The organism is Pseudoxanthomonas indica, assembly GCF_900167565.1.
GTDB lineage: Bacteria > Pseudomonadota > Gammaproteobacteria > Xanthomonadales > Xanthomonadaceae > Pseudoxanthomonas_A > Pseudoxanthomonas_A indica.
Genome location: NZ_FUZV01000001.1, coordinates 1,252,506 through 1,272,123, shown reverse-complemented (window position 1 = coordinate 1,272,123; position 19,618 = coordinate 1,252,506). Strand labels below are relative to the sequence as shown.

22 protein-coding genes, 1 tRNA gene and 1 pseudogene are annotated in these 19,618 nt (G+C 65.8%); 15 read left to right on the top strand and 9 right to left on the bottom strand.

Annotated features, from left to right (window positions below):
- Positions 1 to 10 precede the first annotated feature (10 nt).
- Positions 11 to 337 (bottom strand): hypothetical protein, encoded by a 327-nt coding sequence (locus tag B5X78_RS06110; RefSeq protein ID WP_079723540.1) that lies wholly within the window; start codon positions 335 to 337, stop codon positions 11 to 13.
- A gap of 196 nt (positions 338 to 533) precedes the next feature.
- Here B5X78_RS06110 and birA point away from each other — a divergent pair, with 196 nt between their 5' ends.
- The 4 genes from birA to B5X78_RS06090 all read left to right on the top strand — a co-directional run bounded on the left by birA (position 534) and on the right by B5X78_RS06090 (position 3,040).
- On the top strand, positions 534 to 1,505 hold the full coding sequence (gene birA, locus B5X78_RS06105; RefSeq protein ID WP_079723539.1) for a bifunctional biotin--[acetyl-CoA-carboxylase] ligase/biotin operon repressor BirA: 972 nt from the start codon (positions 534 to 536) through the stop codon (positions 1,503 to 1,505).
- Complete coding sequence (locus tag B5X78_RS06100) at positions 1,502 to 2,275, top strand: type III pantothenate kinase (protein WP_079723538.1); 774 nt, start codon at positions 1,502 to 1,504, stop codon at positions 2,273 to 2,275. Before birA ends, B5X78_RS06100 begins: the two co-directional genes overlap by 4 nt.
- A complete protein-coding gene (locus B5X78_RS06095; RefSeq protein ID WP_079723537.1) occupies positions 2,272 to 2,937 on the top strand; it encodes an SPOR domain-containing protein in 666 nt (221 codons plus the stop codon). Before B5X78_RS06100 ends, B5X78_RS06095 begins: the two co-directional genes overlap by 4 nt.
- 27 nt (positions 2,938 to 2,964) lie before the next feature.
- A tRNA-Thr gene (locus B5X78_RS06090) sits at positions 2,965 to 3,040 on the top strand.
- Positions 3,041 to 3,065: 25 nt separating this feature from the next.
- Here B5X78_RS06090 and B5X78_RS06085 read toward each other — a convergent pair.
- Positions 3,066 to 3,833: a hypothetical protein gene (locus tag B5X78_RS06085; protein WP_139381420.1), complete on the bottom strand. Its 768-nt coding sequence runs from the start codon at positions 3,831 to 3,833 to the stop codon at positions 3,066 to 3,068.
- A gap of 302 nt (positions 3,834 to 4,135) precedes the next feature.
- Between B5X78_RS06085 and B5X78_RS06080 the strand changes: the two genes are divergently transcribed.
- The 5 genes from B5X78_RS06080 (at position 4,136) to B5X78_RS06060 (ending at position 6,836) form a co-directional block, all read left to right on the top strand.
- A complete protein-coding gene (locus B5X78_RS06080) occupies positions 4,136 to 4,645 on the top strand; it encodes a hypothetical protein (RefSeq protein WP_079723535.1) in 510 nt (169 codons plus the stop codon).
- Between the two features lie 233 nt (positions 4,646 to 4,878).
- Positions 4,879 to 5,802 (top strand): arginase, encoded by a 924-nt coding sequence (rocF, locus tag B5X78_RS06075; RefSeq protein WP_079723534.1) that lies wholly within the window; start codon positions 4,879 to 4,881, stop codon positions 5,800 to 5,802.
- 147 nt (positions 5,803 to 5,949) lie between these two features.
- Positions 5,950 to 6,102, top strand: a complete 153-nt coding sequence (locus B5X78_RS06070; RefSeq protein ID WP_079723533.1) for an entericidin A/B family lipoprotein — start codon at positions 5,950 to 5,952, stop codon at positions 6,100 to 6,102.
- Positions 6,103 to 6,305: 203 nt separating this feature from the next.
- The gene (locus B5X78_RS06065) at positions 6,306 to 6,440 is read left to right on the top strand and encodes an entericidin A/B family lipoprotein (RefSeq protein ID WP_079723532.1); all 135 of its coding nucleotides are present in this window, start codon (positions 6,306 to 6,308) and stop codon (positions 6,438 to 6,440) included.
- A 189-nt stretch (positions 6,441 to 6,629) separates the two neighbouring features.
- Positions 6,630 to 6,836: a CsbD family protein gene (locus tag B5X78_RS06060; RefSeq protein WP_079723531.1), complete on the top strand. Its 207-nt coding sequence runs from the start codon at positions 6,630 to 6,632 to the stop codon at positions 6,834 to 6,836.
- Positions 6,837 to 6,895: 59 nt separating this feature from the next.
- Here B5X78_RS06060 and B5X78_RS06055 read toward each other — a convergent pair whose 3' ends face one another.
- Entirely contained in the window at positions 6,896 to 7,711 is an 816-nt protein-coding gene (locus tag B5X78_RS06055; protein WP_229730826.1) for a hypothetical protein, read from the bottom strand.
- Between the two features lie 109 nt (positions 7,712 to 7,820).
- On the opposite strand from B5X78_RS06055, the gene B5X78_RS06050 reads away from it, so the two are divergent.
- The 3 genes from B5X78_RS06050 (at position 7,821) to B5X78_RS06040 (ending at position 10,462) form a co-directional block, all read left to right on the top strand.
- On the top strand, positions 7,821 to 9,131 hold the full coding sequence (locus B5X78_RS06050) for a tryptophan--tRNA ligase (protein WP_079723530.1): 1,311 nt from the start codon (positions 7,821 to 7,823) through the stop codon (positions 9,129 to 9,131).
- A 1-nt stretch (position 9,132) separates the two neighbouring features.
- Complete coding sequence (locus B5X78_RS06045; RefSeq protein ID WP_079723529.1) at positions 9,133 to 9,432, top strand: hypothetical protein; 300 nt, start codon at positions 9,133 to 9,135, stop codon at positions 9,430 to 9,432.
- 100 nt (positions 9,433 to 9,532) lie between these two features.
- Positions 9,533 to 10,462 (top strand): MBL fold metallo-hydrolase, encoded by a 930-nt coding sequence (locus tag B5X78_RS06040; RefSeq protein ID WP_139381419.1) that lies wholly within the window; start codon positions 9,533 to 9,535, stop codon positions 10,460 to 10,462.
- Here B5X78_RS06040 and B5X78_RS18730 read toward each other — a convergent pair.
- The 5 genes and pseudogenes from B5X78_RS18730 to pdhA all read right to left on the bottom strand — a co-directional run bounded on the left by B5X78_RS18730 (position 10,459) and on the right by pdhA (position 14,893).
- On the bottom strand, positions 10,459 to 10,794 hold the full coding sequence (locus B5X78_RS18730) for a VOC family protein (protein ID WP_425478713.1): 336 nt from the start codon (positions 10,792 to 10,794) through the stop codon (positions 10,459 to 10,461). The genes B5X78_RS06040 and B5X78_RS18730 overlap by 4 nt on opposite strands.
- A gap of 30 nt (positions 10,795 to 10,824) precedes the next feature.
- Positions 10,825 to 11,187, bottom strand: a pseudogene (locus tag B5X78_RS18780) (VOC family protein); the annotation flags it as partial.
- Positions 11,188 to 11,240: 53 nt separating this feature from the next.
- Positions 11,241 to 12,734, bottom strand: a complete 1,494-nt coding sequence (locus B5X78_RS06030; protein ID WP_079723527.1) for a dihydrolipoamide acetyltransferase family protein — start codon at positions 12,732 to 12,734, stop codon at positions 11,241 to 11,243.
- A 29-nt stretch (positions 12,735 to 12,763) separates the two neighbouring features.
- Positions 12,764 to 13,801: an alpha-ketoacid dehydrogenase subunit beta gene (locus B5X78_RS06025; RefSeq protein ID WP_079723526.1), complete on the bottom strand. Its 1,038-nt coding sequence runs from the start codon at positions 13,799 to 13,801 to the stop codon at positions 12,764 to 12,766.
- Between the two features lie 12 nt (positions 13,802 to 13,813).
- The gene (gene pdhA / locus B5X78_RS06020) at positions 13,814 to 14,893 is read right to left on the bottom strand and encodes a pyruvate dehydrogenase (acetyl-transferring) E1 component subunit alpha (protein WP_079723525.1); all 1,080 of its coding nucleotides are present in this window, start codon (positions 14,891 to 14,893) and stop codon (positions 13,814 to 13,816) included.
- A gap of 321 nt (positions 14,894 to 15,214) precedes the next feature.
- Between pdhA and B5X78_RS06015 the strand changes: the two genes are divergently transcribed.
- The gene (locus B5X78_RS06015) at positions 15,215 to 16,087 is read left to right on the top strand and encodes a tryptophan 2,3-dioxygenase (protein ID WP_079724449.1); all 873 of its coding nucleotides are present in this window, start codon (positions 15,215 to 15,217) and stop codon (positions 16,085 to 16,087) included.
- Between the two features lie 170 nt (positions 16,088 to 16,257).
- Entirely contained in the window at positions 16,258 to 17,760 is a 1,503-nt protein-coding gene (locus B5X78_RS06010; RefSeq protein ID WP_079723524.1) for a peptide MFS transporter, read from the top strand.
- An 86-nt stretch (positions 17,761 to 17,846) separates the two neighbouring features.
- On the opposite strand, the gene B5X78_RS06005 is transcribed toward B5X78_RS06010, so the two are convergent.
- Positions 17,847 to 18,383, bottom strand: coding sequence for a MarR family winged helix-turn-helix transcriptional regulator (locus B5X78_RS06005; RefSeq protein WP_079723523.1), 537 nt, complete (start codon positions 18,381 to 18,383; stop codon positions 17,847 to 17,849).
- Positions 18,384 to 18,485: 102 nt separating this feature from the next.
- Here B5X78_RS06005 and hppD point away from each other — a divergent pair, with 102 nt between their 5' ends.
- On the top strand, positions 18,486 to 19,580 hold the full coding sequence (gene hppD / locus B5X78_RS06000) for a 4-hydroxyphenylpyruvate dioxygenase (protein ID WP_176140782.1): 1,095 nt from the start codon (positions 18,486 to 18,488) through the stop codon (positions 19,578 to 19,580).
- Positions 19,581 to 19,618 lie beyond the last annotated feature (38 nt).

The window sequence follows — 19,618 nt, the reverse complement described above, 5'->3', positions numbered from 1 at the left end:
GCACAGCTGCCTAGCGGAACATCCCCGGCAGGAAGCTGTGCCACTTCGGACCACGCGGGCGCGACAACACCGGCGCGGTGGCATCGCCATCGTCGCCACCGCCGCGGCTGGTGGGGGCCGACGGCGTCACCGTATGGGTGGTCACGGTGGGCAGCGAGTACTTGTTGCGCACCACCGCCTTGCCACGGGTGGCATCGCTGGCATGTGCCGCTTCCACGGCCTTGTCGGCGATTTCCTGGCAGGCGGTCGCGCTGGAGCCATTCATGACGCGCCCGTTCTGCGCCAGGGCGGGCAGGCAGGTACAAGTCAGCAGGACCAGGATGGTGGCGCGAAGCATCGGAGACTCCTGTCGCAGGAAAGCCGGGGCGGGGCCCAGCCGCCGGACTATAGCCCGAATCGCCGTGCCCGGCATGAATAGCCGGCCGGCTCGGCGGCATAATGAATGACATGACGACCCCAGGTTTGGTTCCCCCCGACCGCGGCCGCTGGTCGGCCCGGCGCCGGCTTGCCGCCGCGGCGACAGGCATCCGCCGATGAGCGGTGATGAGCGCGAACTGCTGCGCCGCCTGGCAGGCGGGCCGGTGTCCGGCGATGTGCTGGCGCGTGACGCCGGACTGACCCGCGCGGCGGTGTGGAAGCGCATCCAGGCCCTGCGCGACGCCGGCCTGCGCATCGATGCCCGCGCCGGGCAGGGCTACGCACTGGGCCAACCGCTGGACTTGCTGGACGCGACCAGCATCCAGACGCAGATATCCCGCCAGGCATCGACCTTGTTGGTCGCCTTGCAGGTGGCCTGGTCGATTGATTCGACCAACGCCGAACTGCTGCGCCAGCCCGCCGATGCGGCGGGCGCGAAGGTGTTGCTGGCCGAACAGCAGACCGGCGGGCGCGGCCGGCGCGGGCGCAGCTGGGCCTCGCCGCTTGCCAGCAATCTGTACCTGTCGGTGTCGCGACAATTCTCCGGTGGCCTGGCCCGGCTGGGCGGCTTGAGCCTGGTGACCGGCGTGGCGGTGGCCGAGGCGCTGCATGCGCTGGGCTTTGCGGCCGTGGGCCTGAAGTGGCCGAATGATTTGCTGGTGGGCGATCGCAAGCTGAGCGGCATCCTCATCGAAGGCGGCGGCGAGCACGGTGGCCCGGTGCGCGCGGTCATCGGCATTGGCCTCAACGTGCGCATGCCGCAGGCGCAGGGCGAACGGATCGACCAACCCTGGATTGACCTGCAGGCCCTGATGCCGACGGCGCCCAGCCGCAATGTGCTGGCGGCCGCCGTGCTGTCGCGGCTGTTGCCGGCGCTGGAAGCCTTTGACGCCGACGGATTGGCGCCGTTCCTGGCGCGCTACGCCGCGTTGGATCTGCTGGCCGGCCAGCCAGTCAGCGTGAACGACGCGCGCGGCGTCCGCCATGGCGAGGCGGCCGGGCTGGGCGAAGATGGCGCGCTGCGCGTGCGCTTCGACAACGAACTGCAATCGGTGTATGCCGGCGATGTCAGCGTGAGGAAATCATGAGCCAGTGGGTATTCGATCTCGGCAACACCCGTCTCAAGTGTGCGCGCCTGGACGACGCCGGTGAACTGGGCGACGTGACTGCGCTGGGGCACGACGCGGCCGGCTTTGCCCAGGCCTTGCGCGCACATCTGCCGGAGCAGGCCGACTCGGCGTGCCTGGCCAGTGTCGCGTCACCGGAACTGACCGCCGCCGTCGTGCAGGTGCTCAGCGAACGCTTCCGCCGCATCTCGCGCGTGCGCACGCAGCCGATGCTGGCGGGCGTGCGCATTGCCTATGCACAACCGGCCAAGTTGGGCGTGGATCGCTTCCTCGCCCTGTTGGCGGCGCATGCTCGCGGCCCGGGGCCGTGGCTGCTGGCGGGCATCGGCACCGCCCTGACCATCGATCTGATCGACGCGGACGGCCTGCATCGTGGTGGCCGCATTGCGCCTTCGCCACGGCTGATGCGCCAGGCGCTGCACCAGGCGGCGGCGCAACTGCCGTTCCTCGGTGGCGACTACCACGAGTTTGCGCGCGACACCGAAGATGCGCTGGCCTCCGGCTGCGACGGCGCCGCGCTGGCCTTGCTGGAACGCAGCCTGCGCCTGGCCGGACGCGAACTCGGCCAGGCGCCGCGCTTGCTGCTGCATGGCGGCGGCGTCGACGCCTTGCTGGCGGAATTGCCGGACGCCGAACACGCGCCGGCGCTGGTGCTCGAGGGCGTGGCAGTGTGGGCGCGACTGGGGCGGGATCTTGGCGCGGCCGACCGGATGGATAGAATCCCCGGATGATGATGCGCGCCCTGATTGTCCTGCTGGTGATCCTCAACGTCGGGGTGGCGGCGTGGTGGTTGAGCCGCGCCGAACCCGTCGCCGAAACGCCGCGGGCGACACCGATGGGCGTGGCCACGCTCGAACTGGTGACAAGCGCGCCCAAGGCATCCAGGCCGGCAGCGCCTGCACCTGCCACCATCGCCACGTTGCCTGCCAACGCCGCCTGCTTCCGCGCTGGCCCGTATACGGATCGGGGCAGCGCCGAACGCAGCGCCAGTCCGCTCGGCGCGCGAGTATTGCGCGCACGCGCGCGCGAATTGCCGGGTGCGGGCGCCAGCGGCTATCGCGTCCTGCTGCTGCCCAGCGCCAGCCGCGAGCAGGCGCTGGCTCTCGCACAGCGCGTGGGCGCCGCTGGTTTCAACGACTATCTGGTCGTGAATGAAGGCGAGGAAGCCAACAGCGTGGCGCTGGGCCGCTATCGCAGCCGCGAAGCGGCCTTGCGTCGTCAGGATGAAATGATCGCCGCCGGCTTCGATGCGCAGGTGCGCGCCAGCGGCCGCGGTGTGGTATCGCAGTGGTGGCTGGAACTGGCTACGCCGGCCGGCAGCTCGGGGGAAGAGGTGCGCCCAGCGCTCGGCAGTGCGGAAATTGCGGCGCTGGACTGCGCCGGGCTGCGGTAGAATCCACGCCGGCACACGCCTCAGCGTGCCGCTTTAGCTCAGCTGGTAGAGCAACCGCCTTGTAAGCGGTAGGTCATCCGTTCGATTCGGATAAGCGGCACCACTTTTCGCTGGCACAAGTTCGCGCGCTAGAACCCCAGCACCTTGAAACCCACTTCCATGCTCCAGTCGCCGGGACGTTCGCTGCCGGCCAGCACGCTGGGCTTGATGTAGACCTGGGCGTGGCCGCCAAACGCTTCGCCGACGGTGCGGCCGAAAGTGACCGCCACGCTGACGTAGTCCTTGTTGTTGGCCCAGTCGAAGTTGAGCGCCGGATCCCAGGTGATGTAGTTGCGCGGATCCTTGAGCTTGGGCACGTAATAGAAGTCGATGGTGGTGATGTCCACATCGGCGCGATCGCGATCGCCGGCCACATCCAGGCTGTGCACCAGCGCCGGCGCGAAGATGGCGCCGCCATGCAGGAAGCGGGCATAGATGAAGGTGCCTTTGAACACGTCCTTGCCGGTGCCCAGTTCGTCGCGCTTGGCCGTGTTGAAGAGCATCTCCCCGTGCACGACCATGCCGCGCTGGCGGGTGACGCCAAACACATGGCTCATGCGCAATGCGACATCGCCGAGCGCGAAGTGGTCATTGCCCGCCACGTCATTGCTCACCACCGGCACGGTCAGGCGCAGGTTGTAGTGGCGCTGCTTACCCAGCGGCAGGATCACTTCCACGCGCGGCGCCTGCCGTGCCAGGCCATTGGCCAGGTCGTTGTACTCGTAGATCAGCGCGGCCGAGGTGGTGAACTTGGTCGGATCGGTGCCGTTGTCGATTTCCTTCTGGGCCTGTTGCGCATGGGCGGTCGTCTGGACCAGCAACAGCAGGAGGGCGCAGAAAACAGGGGCTCGCCTCATGGTCACGCATCTCTGTCCGGTGCCCGGAAGCCTAGCGCCTGAGTGGCGCCCCCGCCTCGGTAAAACCACTGAAGGACAAGGCAGGCCAGCGCACCCGACGGTCACCGCGCATATCGGGTGTCGAGGTGCGCGGAAATGCGCGGAATGCCTTGCAAGGAGGGGGCGGGCTCATGCATTGTCTGCCGGCAGGGGAAGCTGCACGCCAGTTGTTGTTCCGTCACTGATGATTCCGACCCTCCCTCCCGCGCGGTGGCCAGGTTTCGTGATGTCCGCCGCAGGGAACCCACGCTCGAGGTGCACCCATGTTAGGCATCACCCCGTTCGGCATGTTCCATACGTTGGTCAGTCTGGTGTCCTTGTTCGCCGGTCTGTACGGCCTGCTCCGTTTCGGCGACATCCGTTATGCACGCGGCAGCGGCAAGACTTATGTGCTGGCGACGATTGTCACCTGCGTCACCGGGCTTTTCATCTTTCGCCATGGTGGTTTCAATGAGGCGCATGTCCTCAGCATCCTGACCCTGATCGTGCTGGCGATTGGCTGGAAGGCGGATCGTGGCGCCGCGGATCGGGGTGGTCGCCGGACCATCGCCGCGCTGTGTTTTACCTTGACGGTGTTCTTCCATTTCATTCCGGGATTCAATGAAACGCTGGTGCGGATTCCGGTCGGCGAACCTTTCATCAACGGGCCGCGTGATCCCAAGTTGTTGGTGCTGGTCGGGGGCACGTTCGTGGTGTTCGCGATCTTCGGGGTGTTCCAGGCGCGGCGGTTGCTGCGGCGGGGTGATGCCGTCGGGATGGCGCCGGCGCGGTAAGGGCGCGTCTGCCGCAGTGCATCGCGCTGCTTTTGATGCCCCCTTGGCAAGGGGGCGAGCACCCCCGGTGCGAAGGGGGATCGGTAGCACGCGACGGGCCCGAAGTTTGCGGGAGCAAACTTTGGGGTTCTACTCGGGTGCACCCGAGTAGAACCAAACTTGCTGCGCCGCCACAGGCGTGTCATTGCGAACGGACTAAACTGTGAGTTCGTTCCGAAGCCTGAGCCGTGCCGATGCCGCGTACTTTCCCTCCCGTTTCCCTGATTGGCGTGCCGACCGATATCGGCGCCGGACATCGCGGCGCGCGGATGGGGCCGGATGCCTTGCGCATCGCGGGACTGGGCGAGGCGCTGTTGGCGCGCGGGGTGGATGTGGTCGATACCGGCAACGTGCAGGGGCCCGCCAATCCGTGGATTGAGCCGGTGCACGGTTATCGCCATCTGGATGAGGTGGTGGCGTGGAACCGGGCGCTGATGGATGCCACGGCGGCCGAGCTGGCCAAGGGCCGGTTGCCGATCATGCTGGGTGGTGATCATTGCCTGGCGATTGGCTCGATCACCGCGATCGCGCGCCATTGCCGCCAGCAGGGCAAGCGGCTGCGGGTGTTGTGGCTGGACGCGCATTCGGATTTCAACACCAGTGCGGTCACCCCGTCGGGCAATATCCATGGCATGCCGGTGGCCTGCCTGTGCGGCATCGGCCCGGATGAGTTGACCCGGCTGGGCGGTGAAGCGCCCGCAATCACGCCGGCGGAGGTGCGCCAGATCGGCATCCGTTCGGTGGATCCGGAAGAAAAGAAACTGATCAAGGATCACGCCGTCGATGTGTACGACATGCGCTACATCGACGAAGTCGGGATGAAGCGGACCATGGAAACCGCATTGGAGGGACTGGATGCCGATACCCATCTGCATGTCAGTTTCGACGTGGATTTCCTCGATCCCAGCATCGCGCCCGGTGTGGGTACCACCGTTCCCGGCGGTCCCAACTATCGCGAGGCGCAGTTGGTGATGGAGATGATCGCCGACACCGGCCGCATGGGTTCGCTCGATATCGTGGAGTTGAACCCGGTGCTGGATCGTCGCAACCGCACCGCCAAGCTCACCGTGGACCTGGTGGAAAGCCTGTTCGGCAAATCCACCCTGATGCGCGACTGAGCCCAGCATGGCCGCTGCCTGAATGCCGAGGGGCGGCGTCGGTGTACTTCACATGCCTTAAACAGCCGTCTGGGCCATCGTGATCCCACGCTGCGCAGGGTCGCCAGGAGGCTGGCCCGCGTGGTTTCAACCATGAGGAGATCGCGCATGAAACGTTGGATGGTTCTGCTGATGCTGGCCATGTTCTCGACCGCCGCCCTGTCGGGTTGCAACACCGTGTCGGGCGCGGGCAAGGATGTACAGAAGGCCGGTGAGAAGGTGTCGGACAAGGCCGAGGATTGCAAGGACGGCAAGTGCTGACGGGCACGCGCCGCTGATGCGCCGCGACGAGGCTGGCGCGTCGCGAAAGGGCCGGATTTCCGGCCCTTTCGTTTATGCGGGCCTTGTCGCTCGACCAGCGGTGGCGTTGCATCCGTGGTCAGCCGGAGTCAGCCATGCTGTAATCCTCGCTGTAGTAGAGCCCGCGTGCCACCCGCCCACCCAAGTTCCCTAGGAGAATGCCCATGAAGCGTTATGCCGTCCTGATGTTGCTCGCCCTGTTCTCGCTGGCCACCCTGTCCGGTTGCAACACCGTCAAGGGCGTCGGCAAGGATGTGCAGAAAGTGGGCGAGAAGGTCGAAGAGTCTTCCGGCAAGTAAACCGCTGGCTGCATCGAAAAAAACGGGTCGCGCGAGCGGCCCGTTTTTTTTGTGGCGTTGCGTGGCAGTGGGTTTGGTCAACGCAGTGCGAATAACCGCAGGTTGACGCAGGGTTGATGCTCTCGCAATGCAGGCGTTGGCAAGCTGGACTCGCGGTAACCCCACCGCGTCATCCATTAGAGAGCGACCATGAATCAGGACATCATTGCCGGCAACTGGAAACAGCTGAAGGGAAAAATCCAGGCCAAGTGGGGCGACCTGACCGACGACGATTTCCAGGTGGTCGAAGGCAATGCCGAGTATCTGGAAGGCCGGCTGCAGGAACGCTACGGCTGGGACAAGGATCGCGCCCGTACCGAAGTGAAGGATTTCGAGCGCAGCCTGCGTTCCAACTGAGGCGGGCACGTCATCCAGCGGCGGCCGATCCCGAAAGGGATCGGACCGCTGTTTTCTTTTCACCAGCGCGGCGGATCCGCCACGAATCCCGAGGGAAAGGCCTGCGGCGCACGATCGCCGTGGCGTGGATGGCGCGGCAGGATTCCCAATGCCGCCAGCCGTCGGGGTTCGTCGTAGCGAATTTGCTCCACCTGCGCCGGTGTCGTGCTCGCCCGCACGAACGAGGTGGTGCCAGTCGGTGACCACTCACGTTGACCATGGCCCGTGCCGATGCGTTGTGCCTGCGCAGCGACGTTGCCGGCCGAGCTGCGTTCGGACTCCATCACTTGATCGGCCGACGCCGCTGCCGGCGCCGACGCGGAGGACTCCCGCCGCGCCTGTCCTTCGGCATAGGGCGGATATGGCGCCGGCATCACCCGCATCGGTCGCCGCTCACGGAACACCGCCACCCCGATCACGCCCACGTTGCGCGGCCTGCCGGTACGGGCGGCGTAGCTGTCGGGGGCGTCGGTGAAGACGAACTGCGCCACGTCCTCCAGCGACTTGCGCCAACCGGTGATCTCCGTGCTTTCCCACGGATCCAGGACGTAGCCGCCCTGGCGCGGATCGGCGGTCTCGCCGGTCACGGCATTCACCCCATCCACCGACAGCACCACCAGCACGCGCTGGCCGGTGGTGTTGGTCAGGCGCACCGCGTAGCGATGGCCGGGCTCGCCGGCCACCCAGGTATCACCGCGATGCGGATACTGCGGCAGCCACTGGCCGCTGTCGCGGTCCACCACCGCCACATCCACCAGCGGGCCCGCGGCAGCGCGGTCACAGGCCGACAACGCGGCCAGGGCCGCGGCAAACAACAGGGAAGCAGTGCGGAACATGGTGGACTCCTATCGGGGGCTCGCCGGGACAAACGCGCCGGACCGGGTCTCGGGGTTGGACGCGGCAGCGGTTAAACTGGCTGCGTTCAGACCCGCCCCCCGAGTTGCAATGACCACCCCTGCTGTCGCCAATCGTGTCCTCACCGGCATCACCACCTCCGGCACGCCGCACCTGGGCAATTACGTGGGCGCCATCCGCCCCGCTGTTGCCGCCAGCCGTGCCGCCGGCACCGAGAGCTTCTATTTCCTGGCCGACTTCCATGCCCTGATCAAGGTGCAGGAACCGGCGCGCGTGCAGCGCTCCACCCTGGAAATCGCCGCCACCTGGCTGGCCTGCGGACTGGAGCCGGACAAGGTCTGGTTCTATCGCCAGAGCGATATCCCGGAGATCCCGGAGCTGACCTGGTTCCTGACCTGCGTGGCGGGCAAGGGCATCCTCAACCGTGCGCACGCCTACAAGGCGTCGGTGGACAAGAACCGCGCCGACGGCGAAGACGACGATGCCGGCATCACCGCCGGCTTGTTCATGTACCCGGTGCTGATGGCCGCGGATATCCTGATCTTCAACGCCAACCGGGTGCCGGTGGGTCGCGATCAGATCCAGCACATCGAGATGGCGCGCGACTTCGGCCAGCGTTTCAACCACCTGTTCGGCAAGGACTACTTCACCCTGCCGGAAGCGGCGATCGAAGAGAACGTGGCGACCTTGCCCGGCTTGGATGGCCGCAAGATGAGCAAGAGCTATGACAACACCATCCCGCTGTTCGCCCCGCGCAACGAGCTGAAGAAGTTGATTGCCTCGATCGTCACCGATTCGAGCGCGCCCGGCGAGGCCAAGGACGCGGGCAGCTCGCACGTGTTCCAGCTGTACCAGGCCTTCGCCAGCAACGAGGAAACCGCCGCCATGCGCCAGGCCTTTGCCGAGGGCATTGGCTGGGGCGATGCCAAGCAGAAACTGTTCGAACGCATCGACGCCGAAGTGGCGCCGCTGCGCGAGAAGTACGAAGCCCTGATCGCCAGGCCCGCCGACATCGAAGCGATCCTGCGCGACGGTGCGCAACGCCTGCGCGCCACCTATGCCACGCCCTTCCTGGCCGAATTGCGCGACGCCGTGGGCCTGCGTCCGCTGGATCGCCAGGACACCGCCACCTCCACGGCGGTCGCCAAGTCGGCGGCGCTGCCGGTGTTCAAGCAGTACCGCGACAACGACGCGCGCTTCTACTTCAAGTTCACGGCCGCCGATGGACGCCTGCTGATCCAGAGCAATGGATTCGACGCGCCCAAGGATGCCGGCCGCTTGATCGCCGTACTCAAGCAGGCCGAGCGTGCGGACCAGTTGGAAACCACCGAGATCGTGCTGCAGGTCGCAGTGGACGAGGTGTTGTCGGCGTTGCGCGATCTGCGCGAAGCGGAGGCCTGACATGCCGTTCCTGGCCGTGGTCCTGTTCCTGCCGTGGTTCCTGCTGCTGGGCGCGCTGTTCTGGTTGTTCCCGCGCCAGCCACGCAACGCGCGTCGTACTGCTTTCGATGCCACCACGCTGGTGATCGCGTTCGTGCTAAGCGTGCTGGGCATGCAATGGGGTTATGCGCTGGGCCTGGCCGATGTGGGCACCGGCGCCATCTGGAAGCAGGTGCTGGCTACGCTGGTGGCGTACGGCGCCTTCCTGTTCGTGCTGACCGTGGCCATCCCCTTGCGCAGCTGGTGGCTGGCGCGGCATTGAGTGTCGCTGTTCCATAGGTTTGCGACTGCGACCAAAGACGCATCGTGCCGCTGTCATGGGCTGGCTAGAATCTGCCGCAGTGGTCGATTCTCCCCCGCGTATGGACACTTCTGGCATCCACCTCATCGACACCGCGTTTCAGCGCGATCATTTCGATGCCGCGTACCTGCTGGTCGAACAGGGTCGCGGCGCGTTTGTCGACTGCGGCACGCAGTTTGCGGTACCGCGGCTGTTGCAGGCGGCGCAGGCAAACGGACTGGCAGCGGAAGACATCGACTGGCTGCTGGTCACGCACGCGCATCTTGACCATGCCGGTGGCGCCGGCGCGTTGTTGCAGGCCTTGCCCAACGCCCGGCTGGTGGCGCATCCGCGCGCCGCGCAACACCTGATTGATCCCACCAAGCTGATTGCCGGCGCCACTGCCGTGTATGGCGAAGCCGAGATGGCGCGCAGCTACGGACACATCCTGCCGGTGCCCGAACACCGCGTGGTCGTGGCCGAAGACGGCCACACCCTGGAACTGGCCGGACGCCGCCTGCAATGCATCGACACGCCCGGGCATGCGCGCCACCACTTTTGTGTGTGGGACGAACAGAGCCGCAGCTGGTTCACCGGCGACACCTTCGGCCTGTCGTATCGCGAACTGGACGGGCCGCAAGGACCGTTCATCCTGCCGACCAGTTCACCGGTGCAGTTCGAACCCGAAGCGCTGAAGACCTCGATCGCACGTTTGCTGGCGTATCGCCCCACCGCCATGTACCTGACCCACTATGGCCGGGTCACCGACGTGGATCGGCTGGCTGCCGAACTGTTCGAGCAGATCGATGCGATGTGCGCGCTGGCGCGCCAATGCGACGAGCGCGCGGATCGCCATCGTTGCCTGGTGGCCGCGTTGACCGCGCTGTATCTGGAACGTGCGCGTGCACAGCGTTGCCCGCTGGACGATGAGGCAATCATCGGCGTGCTGGCGATGGACATCGAGCTCAATGCGCAGGGTCTGGCCTGCTGGCTGGATCGCGACCGCCGCTAGGCTTCGTCGGGGACCACGCAGAAGCGCTGGCCGGTCGGCGCTTCCATCACCCACCAGCGTTCGTGGGCAAACTTCACCCGGCGCGCGCCCAGGGCTTCCAGGCGTTGCACTTCCGCATCGAGATCCTTGGCCGCAATGTCCACATGCACGCGAGAGGCGTGTTCGACCTTCTGCACTTCCACGTGCAGACCGCCGGCGGCGGGTTGCAGGCGGTCGTACAGGCCCACGCCGCCGTCATCCTTGACGGTGATCGCCAGACCCAGCGCCTGGCTCCAAAAGCGGCTGGCGGCGGAGAGATCGTTGGTCTGGCAATCAATGATGAAGCCGGCCAGGCGACTGTTGGCGGAGGCTGCGGGGGGCGTGGCGACGGCATCGCGCTCGCGCCAACGGACGATGCAGAAGCGCTGGCCCGTCGGCGCTTCCATCACCCACCAGCGTTTGACGAAGCCCACCCGGCGCGCGCCCAGTTTTTCCAGGCGATCGGCTTCGGCATCTTGATCCTCGGCCTCGATGTCCAGGTGCACGCGCGACGGATGGCTGACCTGCTGCACTTCCACATGCAGTCCGCCGGGCGCTTGGGTCAGATCGGTATAGCGCGCGTCGCCGTCCTGGTAGGTCTCGCCGCGCGGCAGGCGCAGCGCCTGGCTCCAGAACTGCGCGGCGGCTTCATGGCCTTCGCCCTGGCAATCGATGATGAAACCGGCGAGACGGCTGCGGTTCGGCATGGCGGCGATTCCAGATCCTTCGCCCAGGAGGGAGAAGGATCACGTCTGTCAGGTCAGGCGGACAGGGCGAGATCGTCGATCAGCGCCTTGAGGAAGCGCGCTGCTTCGCCGCCGGTGCAGGCGCGGTGATCGAAGGTGACCGACAGCGGGATGATCTTGTGCGATTCAAAGCCGCCCATCACCGGCGTGACCTGGTGGCGTGCACGACCGGCCGCGACAATCGCCACGCAGGGCGGCACCACCACCGGCGTGGCGTAGCGGCCGGCGAACATGCCGAAGTTGGACAGCGAGATCGTGTAGCCGCTCAGCTCCGAGGCCGAAATGCTGCGATCTTCCACCTGCGTGCGCAGGCGGTTGATGCCCTGGCGGATGCCGCCGGCATCGAGGATGTCGGCATTGCGCAGCGCCGGCACGAACAGGCCATCGTCGGTGTCCACGGCAATGCCGATGTCGACGTGCGGATGCAGGGTGCGGGTGAGCTTGTCGCCATCGAACCAGGCGTTCATCGCCGGCACGGTCTTGCAGGCTTTCACGATTGCGCGGATCAGGCGCACGGTGACGTCGTTGCCCGGCGTCCAAGCGTGCACATCGGCGTCATCGCTGAGCGTGGTCGGCACCACCTTGGCGTGGGCATCGGCCATCACGCGGGCCATGTTGCGGCGCACGCCCTTGAGTTGTTCCGGCTGGCCCGTGACCGACACGCCCGGCGGCTGGGTGCGCATGGGTTTGCCGGATGCGGACAGCGTGGTGCGATCAGACGCATCCCTTGTGGGAGCGACTTCAGTCGCGACAGCGCTGCGGAGGGTGGTCGGGGCTGAAGCCCCTCCTACAGCGGCCGCAGATGCGGCGCCGATCTTGGCGGTGCCGGCTTCGGCGGCCTGCTTGACGTCGGCCATGGTCACCGCGCCATCGGCGCCGGTGGCGCGCACGCGGCCCAGGTCCACGCCGAGCTTTTTCGCGGTGGCGCGCACGGCAGGCATGGCCTTGACGCCGCCTACGGCCACGGCCTGTTCGGCGTGCACGGCGTTGGAGCTTTGCATGCTGCCCACGACCGTGCCTTCGTCGGCGCGATCTCCGGACGCCTGGTCGGTGGCCTTGCCCCCATCCGCCCTGCGGGCACCTTCCCCCGCTTGCGCGGGAAGGGAAGAAGGTACGTTCCCCGCTTGCGGGGGAAGGGAAGAAGGTACGTTCCCCGCTTGCGGGGGAAGGGGAGGTGGCTCGGCAGCAGGCGCCGCAGCCGCCTGCTTCGGCGGACCATGGTGATGGCCGGTGTCCTGGCCTTCGGCGCGCTGCGGCAGGTTGGGGTCAGGCTGGAATTCGGCCAGCATGCTGCCGGTCACGATGATGTCGCCGGCGCCGCCGGCCAGCTTCAGCACCTTGCCCGAGACCGGCGAAGGCACTTCCACCACCGCCTTGGCGGTTTCCATCGACACCAGTGGTTCGTCCAGGCGGATCACGTCGCCTTCCTTGACGAACCACTCCACGATGGTGGCATCCGGCAGGCCTTCGCCCAGGTCGGGCAGGTAGAACGTCTTGCTGTCGCTCATGGGTTTCTCTTGAAAAGTGGGTCGCGTGATCAGCCGTTGGCCAGCGTGCGCTTGGCGGCGGCGACAATCTTGTCCACGCTGGGCAGGTACTTCATTTCCAGGCGGAACAGCGGGATGTGGGTGTCGTAGCCGGTGACGCGCTCGACCGGGGCCAGCAGGTCGTACATCGACTGCTCGGCCAGGCGCGCGCCAATCTCGGCGCCGAAGCCGGCGGTGCGCGGGGCTTCGTGCACGATCACGCAGCGGCCGGTCTTGCTGACCGATTCGGCGATGGTGTCGAAGTCCAGCGGGCGCAGCGTGGCCACGTCGATCACTTCGGCGCTGATGCCTTCGCCGGCCAGCTTGTCGGCCGCTTCCAGCGCTTCCTTCACCTGCGCGCCCCAGGTCACCAGGGTCACGTCGGTGCCGTCGCGCAGCACGAAGCACACGTCCAGCGGCAGCGCCTCGCCATCATCGGCCACCACTTCCTTGTACTGGCGATAGATGCGCTTGGGCTCCATGTAGATCACCGGATCCGGATCGCGGATCGCCGCCAGCAGCAGGCCATAGGCGCGCTGCGGGGAGGATGGCATCACCACGCGCAAACCCGGCACGTTGGTGAAGATCGCCTCGTTGGCTTCGCTGTGGTGTTCCGGCGCGCGGATGCCGCCGCCCCACGGCACGCGCAGCACCATCGGGCAATGCAGGCGACCGCGGGTGCGATAACGCATGCGCGCGGCGTGGCAGATGATGTGATCGACCATCGGATAGACGAAGCCGTCGAACTGCGCCTCGGCCACCGGCTTCATGCCCTGTGCGGCCAGGCCGACGGTGAGGCCGGCGATGGTGGTCTCGTCCAGCGGCGTGTCGAGCACGCGATCGGCGCCGAAGCGTTGCTGCAGGCCGGCGGTGGCGCGGAACACGCCGCCATTCACGCCTACGTCCTCGCCCAGCACGAGCACCGAATCATCGTGTGCGATTTCCCAGGCCAGTGCCTGGGTGATCGCTTCGATCAGGGTGATCGCGGTGGGGGTGGCAACGGCTTTTTCGGTCGCGGCTGATGCCGCGCCCACGGGTTCTTTGCTCATTACAGTGCTCACTCAGCGGCCCTCCGCGGCGATGGCGGCGGCCCGTTGCGCCAGCAATTCCGGCGGCGCATCGGCATACAGGAAATCGAACATCGCTTCGACCGGCTGCACCGGCGTGTTGAGGTAGGCGTTGACCTCCTCGTCCACGCGCGCGCCGCATTCTTCCTTCCACGCCGCTTCCTCGGCCTCGCTCCACACGCCCTGCGCGGTGAGCCAGGTACGCAGGCGCGTCATCGGCTCGCGTTCCCAGGCGGCTTTGACTTCGGCGTCGTCGCGGTAGCGGCGCGCGTCGTCGGCGGTGGTGTGATCGGACAGGCGATAGGTGACGAATTCCAGCACCGTGCCACCCTGGCCCTTGCGTGCGCGCTCACTCGCGCGGCGCATGGCTTCGAGCACGGCGATCATGTCGTTGCCGTCGACCTGCAGGCAGTGCAGGCCGCCGGCCAGGCCCTTCTGCGCCAGCGTCTGCGCGCCGGTCTGCGCCTTGCGCGGCACCGAGATCGCCCAGCCGTTGTTGACCACGCACAGCACCAGCGGCAGTTCGAACGCGCCGGCGGAGTTCAGTGCGGCATAGAAATCGGTCTTGGATGAACCGCCGTCGCCGCAGGTGGACACCGCGATATTGGGCTCGCCGCGCAGCTTGAACTTCAGCGCCGCGCCGGCCGCGTGCAGGCACTGGGTGGAAATCGGCACGCTCCAGGCGAAGTCGTGACGCGCGCCCTCGGCCTTGAAATCGTTGCCGCGCTCATCGCCGCCCCAGTACATCAGCACGTCGCGCGGCAGCACGCCGCGCATGAACTGCGCCCCGTATTCGCGGTAGCTGGGAGCGAAGACATCGTCCGGCTTCATCGACGCGCCAATGCCCACATGGGTGGCTTCGTGGCCCAGGCAGGAGGCGTACGTGCCCAGCTTGCCGGTGCGCTGCAAGGCGATCGCCTTGGTGTCGAAGGTGCGCACGAACAGCATCTGTTTGAACAGTTCGCGCAGGCGCTGGGTGTCACGCCCGGCCTCGGGCAGATCCTCGCGGACGAGGCGGCCATCCGGGCCCAGGTATTGCAGGAATTCGATTTCAAACTTGGCTGCGATAGTCATTGCCAGCGGGTCACTCGTGCAGGTGTTGCGGCGTATGTTAGTCCGTCGATGTTAAAGAACCCTCGCGGTTCTGCCGTCCTGCGCTGCAACACAGGCAAGCCTATTTCCTTTTGTGTCAATGGCTTGGCGGATCGTTGCAAGTGCAACCAATGGCCGGGAACGCGCCGGGCACAAGGCCTGGATCGACGGTTGGCGAGCCGCTATTCGCGCCGCTGCGGTGGCGACCCGTGGCGGGTGGCCGAGGCGCCACGAGCATGGGCACGCCGGCTCTGGACGGGTGCGCTGGGACCAGCCGGTTAGAATCGGCCCATGGAGGAAACCATGACCGTAGAGAAAAACCAGCGCGCGCTGGAGGAAGGCATCCACACCGATCTGGAGGGACGCCTGACCTATGGCGGCTACCTGCGCCTGGACAAGTTGCTGTCCGCGCAGCAGCTGGTTTCCGATCCGCCGCATCACGACGAGATGCTCTTCATCGTCCAGCACCAGGTGTCCGAGCTGTGGATGAAGTTGATGATCCACGAACTGCGTGCGGCCATCGGCTTCCTGCAGCGGGATCAGGTCTGGCAGGCGCGCAAGGTGATGGCGCGCGCCAAGCAGGTGCTGCGCCAGCTGACCGAGCAGTGGTCGGTGCTGGAAACGCTGACCCCTTCCGAATACATGGGCTTCCGCAACCTGCTCGGGCCTTCGTCCGGCTTCCAGTCGCTGCAGTACCGCACCATCGAATTCCTGCTCGGCAACAAGAACGCCGGCATGCTCAAGGTGTTTGCCCACGACGCACCCGGCCAGGCGCAGCTGCGTGAAGTGCTGGACGCGCCCAGCCTGTATGAGGAATTCCTGCGCTACCTGGCCCGCTTCGGCCATGCCGTGCCGGCGCACCACCTGGAGCGCGACTGGCAGTTGCCGCACGTGTCCGACCCCGCGCTGCTGCCGGTGTTCGAACGCATCTACGAAAACACCGATCGCTACTGGCGCGAGTACTCACTGTGCGAAGACCTGGTCGACCTGGAGTCGCAATTCCAGCTCTGGCGCTTCCGCCACATGCGCACGGTGATGCGGATCATCGGCTTCAAGCGCGGCACCGGCGGGTCCAGCGGCGTCGGCTTCCTCAAGCAGGCGCTGGAACTGTCGTTCTTCCCGGAACTGTTCGAGGTGCGGACCTCGATCGACGGCCAACCCGAAGGCAGCTACTGACGATCCGTACGCCGCGCCAAACTGAGCGTTTTGCCCGGCGTTTTCGGCGATCAGTGCAGGGGCGTGTTCAGTAAATCCGCGTTGACGGATCCGTGGGTGTCGGTAATCCTCCCCCGTCCCGTGCCGTTTTCGCGCGGATTTCTCATTACTGAACCAACAGGGGAGACCGCATGAGCGGTGCCGTCGATACAGCTACGCCCAATCAGCCCATACCGGAATTCAAGACCACGCTGGGCCATCCCAAGCCCCTGTGGATGCTGTTCATGACCGAATTCTGGGAGCGCTTTGCGTTCTACGGCATCCGCTGGGCCCTCGTGCTGTACATCGTGGCGCAGTTCTACGGCGGCAGCGGCACCGGTGAAGCCCCGGCCAACCAGTTGTATGGCGCCTACCTGGCGCTGGTCTACGCCGCGGCCATCTTCGGCGGCTACATCGCTGACCGCGTCATCGGTTACCAGCGCTCGATTCTGCTCGGGGCCACCATCATGGCCGCGGGTCTCTTCATGATCTCGGTGCCCGACCAGCAGATCTTCAAGTGGGGCCTGGCCACGATCATCGCCGGCAACGGCCTGTTCAAGCCCAACATCTCCACCATGGTGGGCAAGCTCTACAGCGTGGGCGATGAGCGCCGTGACTCGGGCTTCACCCTGTTCTACATGGGCATCAACCTGGGTGCGATGGCCTCGCCGCTGCTGACCAGCTGGCTGGCCTCCAAGATCTTCGGCACCGAAGCCATGCCGGCCTACAAGATGGTGTTCATCGCCTCGGGCGTGGGCATGCTGATCAGCCTGGTGTGGTTCTGGTTTGGCCGCGCCCAGCTCAAGGGCATCGGCACGCCGCCGGTGGGTGGCGAAAGCGTGGGTAGACTGGCCCTGACCGCGATCTGTGCAGTGGCGGCCATCCCGGCGTTCTACTTCCTGCTCAGCATGGGCGCCGATTCGCTGCAGTGGATCCTGACGGCGATGTTCATCGGCCTGAGCGTGCTGCTGCTGGTCGAAGGCATCCGCAACGGGCCGAAGCAGCGCGACATGACCATCGCGATGCTGATCATCTTTGCCTTCAACGTGCTGTTCTGGTGCTTCTTCGAACAGGCCGGCAGCTCCTTCAGCTTCCTCGCCGACAAGATCGTCAACCGCGACTTCGGCGGCTGGATCTTCCCGGTGGGCTGGTTCCAGTCGGTCAACTCGATCGCCATCATCGTGCTGGCGCCAATCATTGCCTGGATCTGGGTGAAGATGGGCAAGCGCAATCCCTCGATTCCGCGCAAGTTCTCGCTCGGCCTGATCTTCAACGGCCTGGCCTTCCTGCTGCTGATGTTCGCGCTCTCGCACCTGGTCAGCGCGGAATTGAAGATTCCGTTCTGGACGCTGTTCGCCGTGTACTGGATCCAGTCCATCGGCGAGTTGTGCCTGTCGCCGATTGGTCTGTCGATGGTGACCAAGCTGGCGCCGGTGCGCCTGGTCGGCTTCGGCATGGGTGGCTGGTTCCTGTCCACCGGCATCGGCAACAACCTGTCCGGCATCTTCGCCAGCCATGTCAGCGGCGAGCAGGGCATGAACGTAGACTCGGCGCTGTCCGGTTATACGTTCGGCTTCTGGACGCTGATCATCTCCGGCGCGCTGCTGTTCCTGATTGCACCGCTGGTGCAGAAGCTGATGCACGGCGTGAAGTAAGCGCTGCTGCAGCGGAAAAGAAAAAGGCGACCTTCGGGTCGCCTTTTTGTATTGCCATGCGCATTTTTTTGCAGGGTGGAGGCCGCTTACTCGCCCGGCTGCTTCCACGGCGTCGAGCCGGTCATGTGGCCCACGCCCTCGGACAGCTTGTCGATCAGGCGGCTGAGCTGGTCGGCCTCCTCATCGGTCAGTTCGGTCAGCAGGCGGCGTTCGCATTCCAGGGTCATCGGCGCCACTTCGTCGTACACCGAGTAACCCACCTCCGACAGCGCCAGTACCGAACGGCGGCGATCGTCGCCATGGGTGTCGCGCTGGATCAAGCCACGCTCGAGCAGCTTGGCCACGGCGCGGCTCACCGCTACTTTGTCCATCGCGGTGCGTTCGGCCACTTCGCCGGCGGACAGATCCGCAAACCGGCCCAGCACCGCCATCACCCGCCATTCGGTGATGGCCAGGCCAAAGCGCTGCTCGTAGAGCCCGGCAATGGTCTGGCTGACCCGGTTGGACAGCACGCTCAGGCGATAGGGCAGGAAGCGTTCCAGTTCCAGCACGGCATGGGGATGGCCGGCATGGGACTCTTCGGCGGCGGAAGCGGGGTCGACTGGCTGGCTGGGATCGCTCATCGGGGCTGGTCTGGGAAGGGAATGGCGCGGCGCAGCTTGCATATAGTTTCAGCTGAAACTATAAAGGCAGTCTGTCCAGTTGCCAGCCTAGCGAGCCGCCCCATGAACGCACAACCCAATCTCGGCATGCAGGTCACCACCTTCGAGAATCCGATGGGCATCGACGGCTTCGAATTCGTCGAATTCGCCGCTCCGGATGGCCAGGGCGAGGCGATGCATGACTACTTCCGCAAGCTCGGCTTCACCGCCGTGCTGCACCACAAGTCGCGGCCGATCACGGTCTACCGCCAGGGCGGGGTGAACTTCCTGCTCAACGAAGACCCGGATTCGTTCGCCGCCGACTTCGCCCGCGCGCATGGCCCCTCGGCCTGTGGCTTCGCCATCCGCTTCAGCAAGCCGGCCGAGCTGGTGTTCGACACGGTGCTGGGCAATGGCGGCGAAGCCATCGATCACAAGCCGGAGACCCGCGCGGTCAGCGCGCCGGTGGTCAAAGGCATTGGCGACTGCATGCTGTACCTGGTGGATCGCTACGGCGGCGCCGGCAGCATCTACGAAGGCGACTACCTGCCGGTGCAGGGCGCCGACCAGAATCCGCAGGGCTTCGGCCTGACCTTCATCGATCACCTGACCCACAACCTGTACTTCGGCAACATGGACAAGTGGTCGGATTACTACGAGCGCCTGTTCAACTTCCGCGAGATCCGCTACTTCGACATCAAGGGCGCCAAGACCGGCCTGCTGTCCAAGGCGATGACCGCGCCGGACGGCATCGTGCGCATCCCGCTCAACGAGTCGTCGGACCCGAAGTCGCAGATCAACGAATACCTGGACGCCTACCAGGGCGAAGGCATCCAGCACATCGCCTGCTTCACCGACGACATCTACACCACAGTGGAAGCCATGCGCGAGCAGGGCGTGGAATTCCTCGACACGCCGGAGACCTACTTCGATGTGATTGACCAGCGCGTGCCCAACCACAACGAAGACGTGGCGCGCCTGGCCCGCAACAAGATCCTGATCGACGCCGACCCGGAAACCCACCAGCGCAAGCTGCTGCAGATCTTCACCCAGAACGCGATTGGCCCGATCTTCTTCGAGATCATCCAGCGCAAGGGCAACGAAGGTTTCGGCGAAGGCAATTTCCAGGCGCTGTTCGAGAGCATCGAACGCGACCAGATGCGCCGCGGCGTGCTGTAAGCAGAAGTTGCTGTAAAAAGGCATGCTTCAGGCCAAGC

Excerpts from the sequence above, each read along its gene's own strand:
- B5X78_RS06005 (WP_079723523.1), bottom strand. The coding sequence starts at position 18,383 with ATGAGCGATCCCAGCCAGCCAGTCGACCCCGCTTCCGCCGCCGAAGAG.
- B5X78_RS06025 (WP_079723526.1), bottom strand. The coding sequence starts at position 13,801 with ATGAGCAAAGAACCCGTGGGCGCGGCATCAGCCGCGACCGAAAAAGCC.
- hppD (WP_176140782.1), top strand. The coding sequence starts at position 18,486 with ATGAACGCACAACCCAATCTCGGCATGCAGGTCACCACCTTCGAGAAT.
- rocF (WP_079723534.1), top strand. The coding sequence starts at position 4,879 with ATGCCGCGTACTTTCCCTCCCGTTTCCCTGATTGGCGTGCCGACCGAT.
- B5X78_RS06010 (WP_079723524.1), top strand. The coding sequence starts at position 16,258 with ATGAGCGGTGCCGTCGATACAGCTACGCCCAATCAGCCCATACCGGAA.
- B5X78_RS06030 (WP_079723527.1), bottom strand. The coding sequence starts at position 12,734 with ATGAGCGACAGCAAGACGTTCTACCTGCCCGACCTGGGCGAAGGCCTG.
- B5X78_RS06050 (WP_079723530.1), top strand. The coding sequence starts at position 7,821 with ATGACCACCCCTGCTGTCGCCAATCGTGTCCTCACCGGCATCACCACC.
- B5X78_RS06070 (WP_079723533.1), top strand. The coding sequence starts at position 5,950 with ATGAAACGTTGGATGGTTCTGCTGATGCTGGCCATGTTCTCGACCGCC.
- B5X78_RS06095 (WP_079723537.1), top strand. The coding sequence starts at position 2,272 with ATGATGATGCGCGCCCTGATTGTCCTGCTGGTGATCCTCAACGTCGGG.
- B5X78_RS06080 (WP_079723535.1), top strand. The coding sequence starts at position 4,136 with ATGTTAGGCATCACCCCGTTCGGCATGTTCCATACGTTGGTCAGTCTG.
- B5X78_RS06015 (WP_079724449.1), top strand. The coding sequence starts at position 15,215 with ATGACCGTAGAGAAAAACCAGCGCGCGCTGGAGGAAGGCATCCACACC.
- B5X78_RS06040 (WP_139381419.1), top strand. The coding sequence starts at position 9,533 with ATGGACACTTCTGGCATCCACCTCATCGACACCGCGTTTCAGCGCGAT.
- B5X78_RS06100 (WP_079723538.1), top strand. The coding sequence starts at position 1,502 with ATGAGCCAGTGGGTATTCGATCTCGGCAACACCCGTCTCAAGTGTGCG.
- birA (WP_079723539.1), top strand. The coding sequence starts at position 534 with ATGAGCGGTGATGAGCGCGAACTGCTGCGCCGCCTGGCAGGCGGGCCG.
- B5X78_RS06055 (WP_229730826.1), bottom strand. The coding sequence starts at position 7,711 with ATGTTCCGCACTGCTTCCCTGTTGTTTGCCGCGGCCCTGGCCGCGTTG.
- pdhA (WP_079723525.1), bottom strand. The coding sequence starts at position 14,893 with ATGACTATCGCAGCCAAGTTTGAAATCGAATTCCTGCAATACCTGGGC.
- B5X78_RS06060 (WP_079723531.1), top strand. The coding sequence starts at position 6,630 with ATGAATCAGGACATCATTGCCGGCAACTGGAAACAGCTGAAGGGAAAA.
- B5X78_RS06065 (WP_079723532.1), top strand. The coding sequence starts at position 6,306 with ATGAAGCGTTATGCCGTCCTGATGTTGCTCGCCCTGTTCTCGCTGGCC.
- B5X78_RS06045 (WP_079723529.1), top strand. The coding sequence starts at position 9,133 with ATGCCGTTCCTGGCCGTGGTCCTGTTCCTGCCGTGGTTCCTGCTGCTG.
- B5X78_RS06085 (WP_139381420.1), bottom strand. The coding sequence starts at position 3,833 with ATGAGGCGAGCCCCTGTTTTCTGCGCCCTCCTGCTGTTGCTGGTCCAG.
- B5X78_RS06110 (WP_079723540.1), bottom strand. The coding sequence starts at position 337 with ATGCTTCGCGCCACCATCCTGGTCCTGCTGACTTGTACCTGCCTGCCC.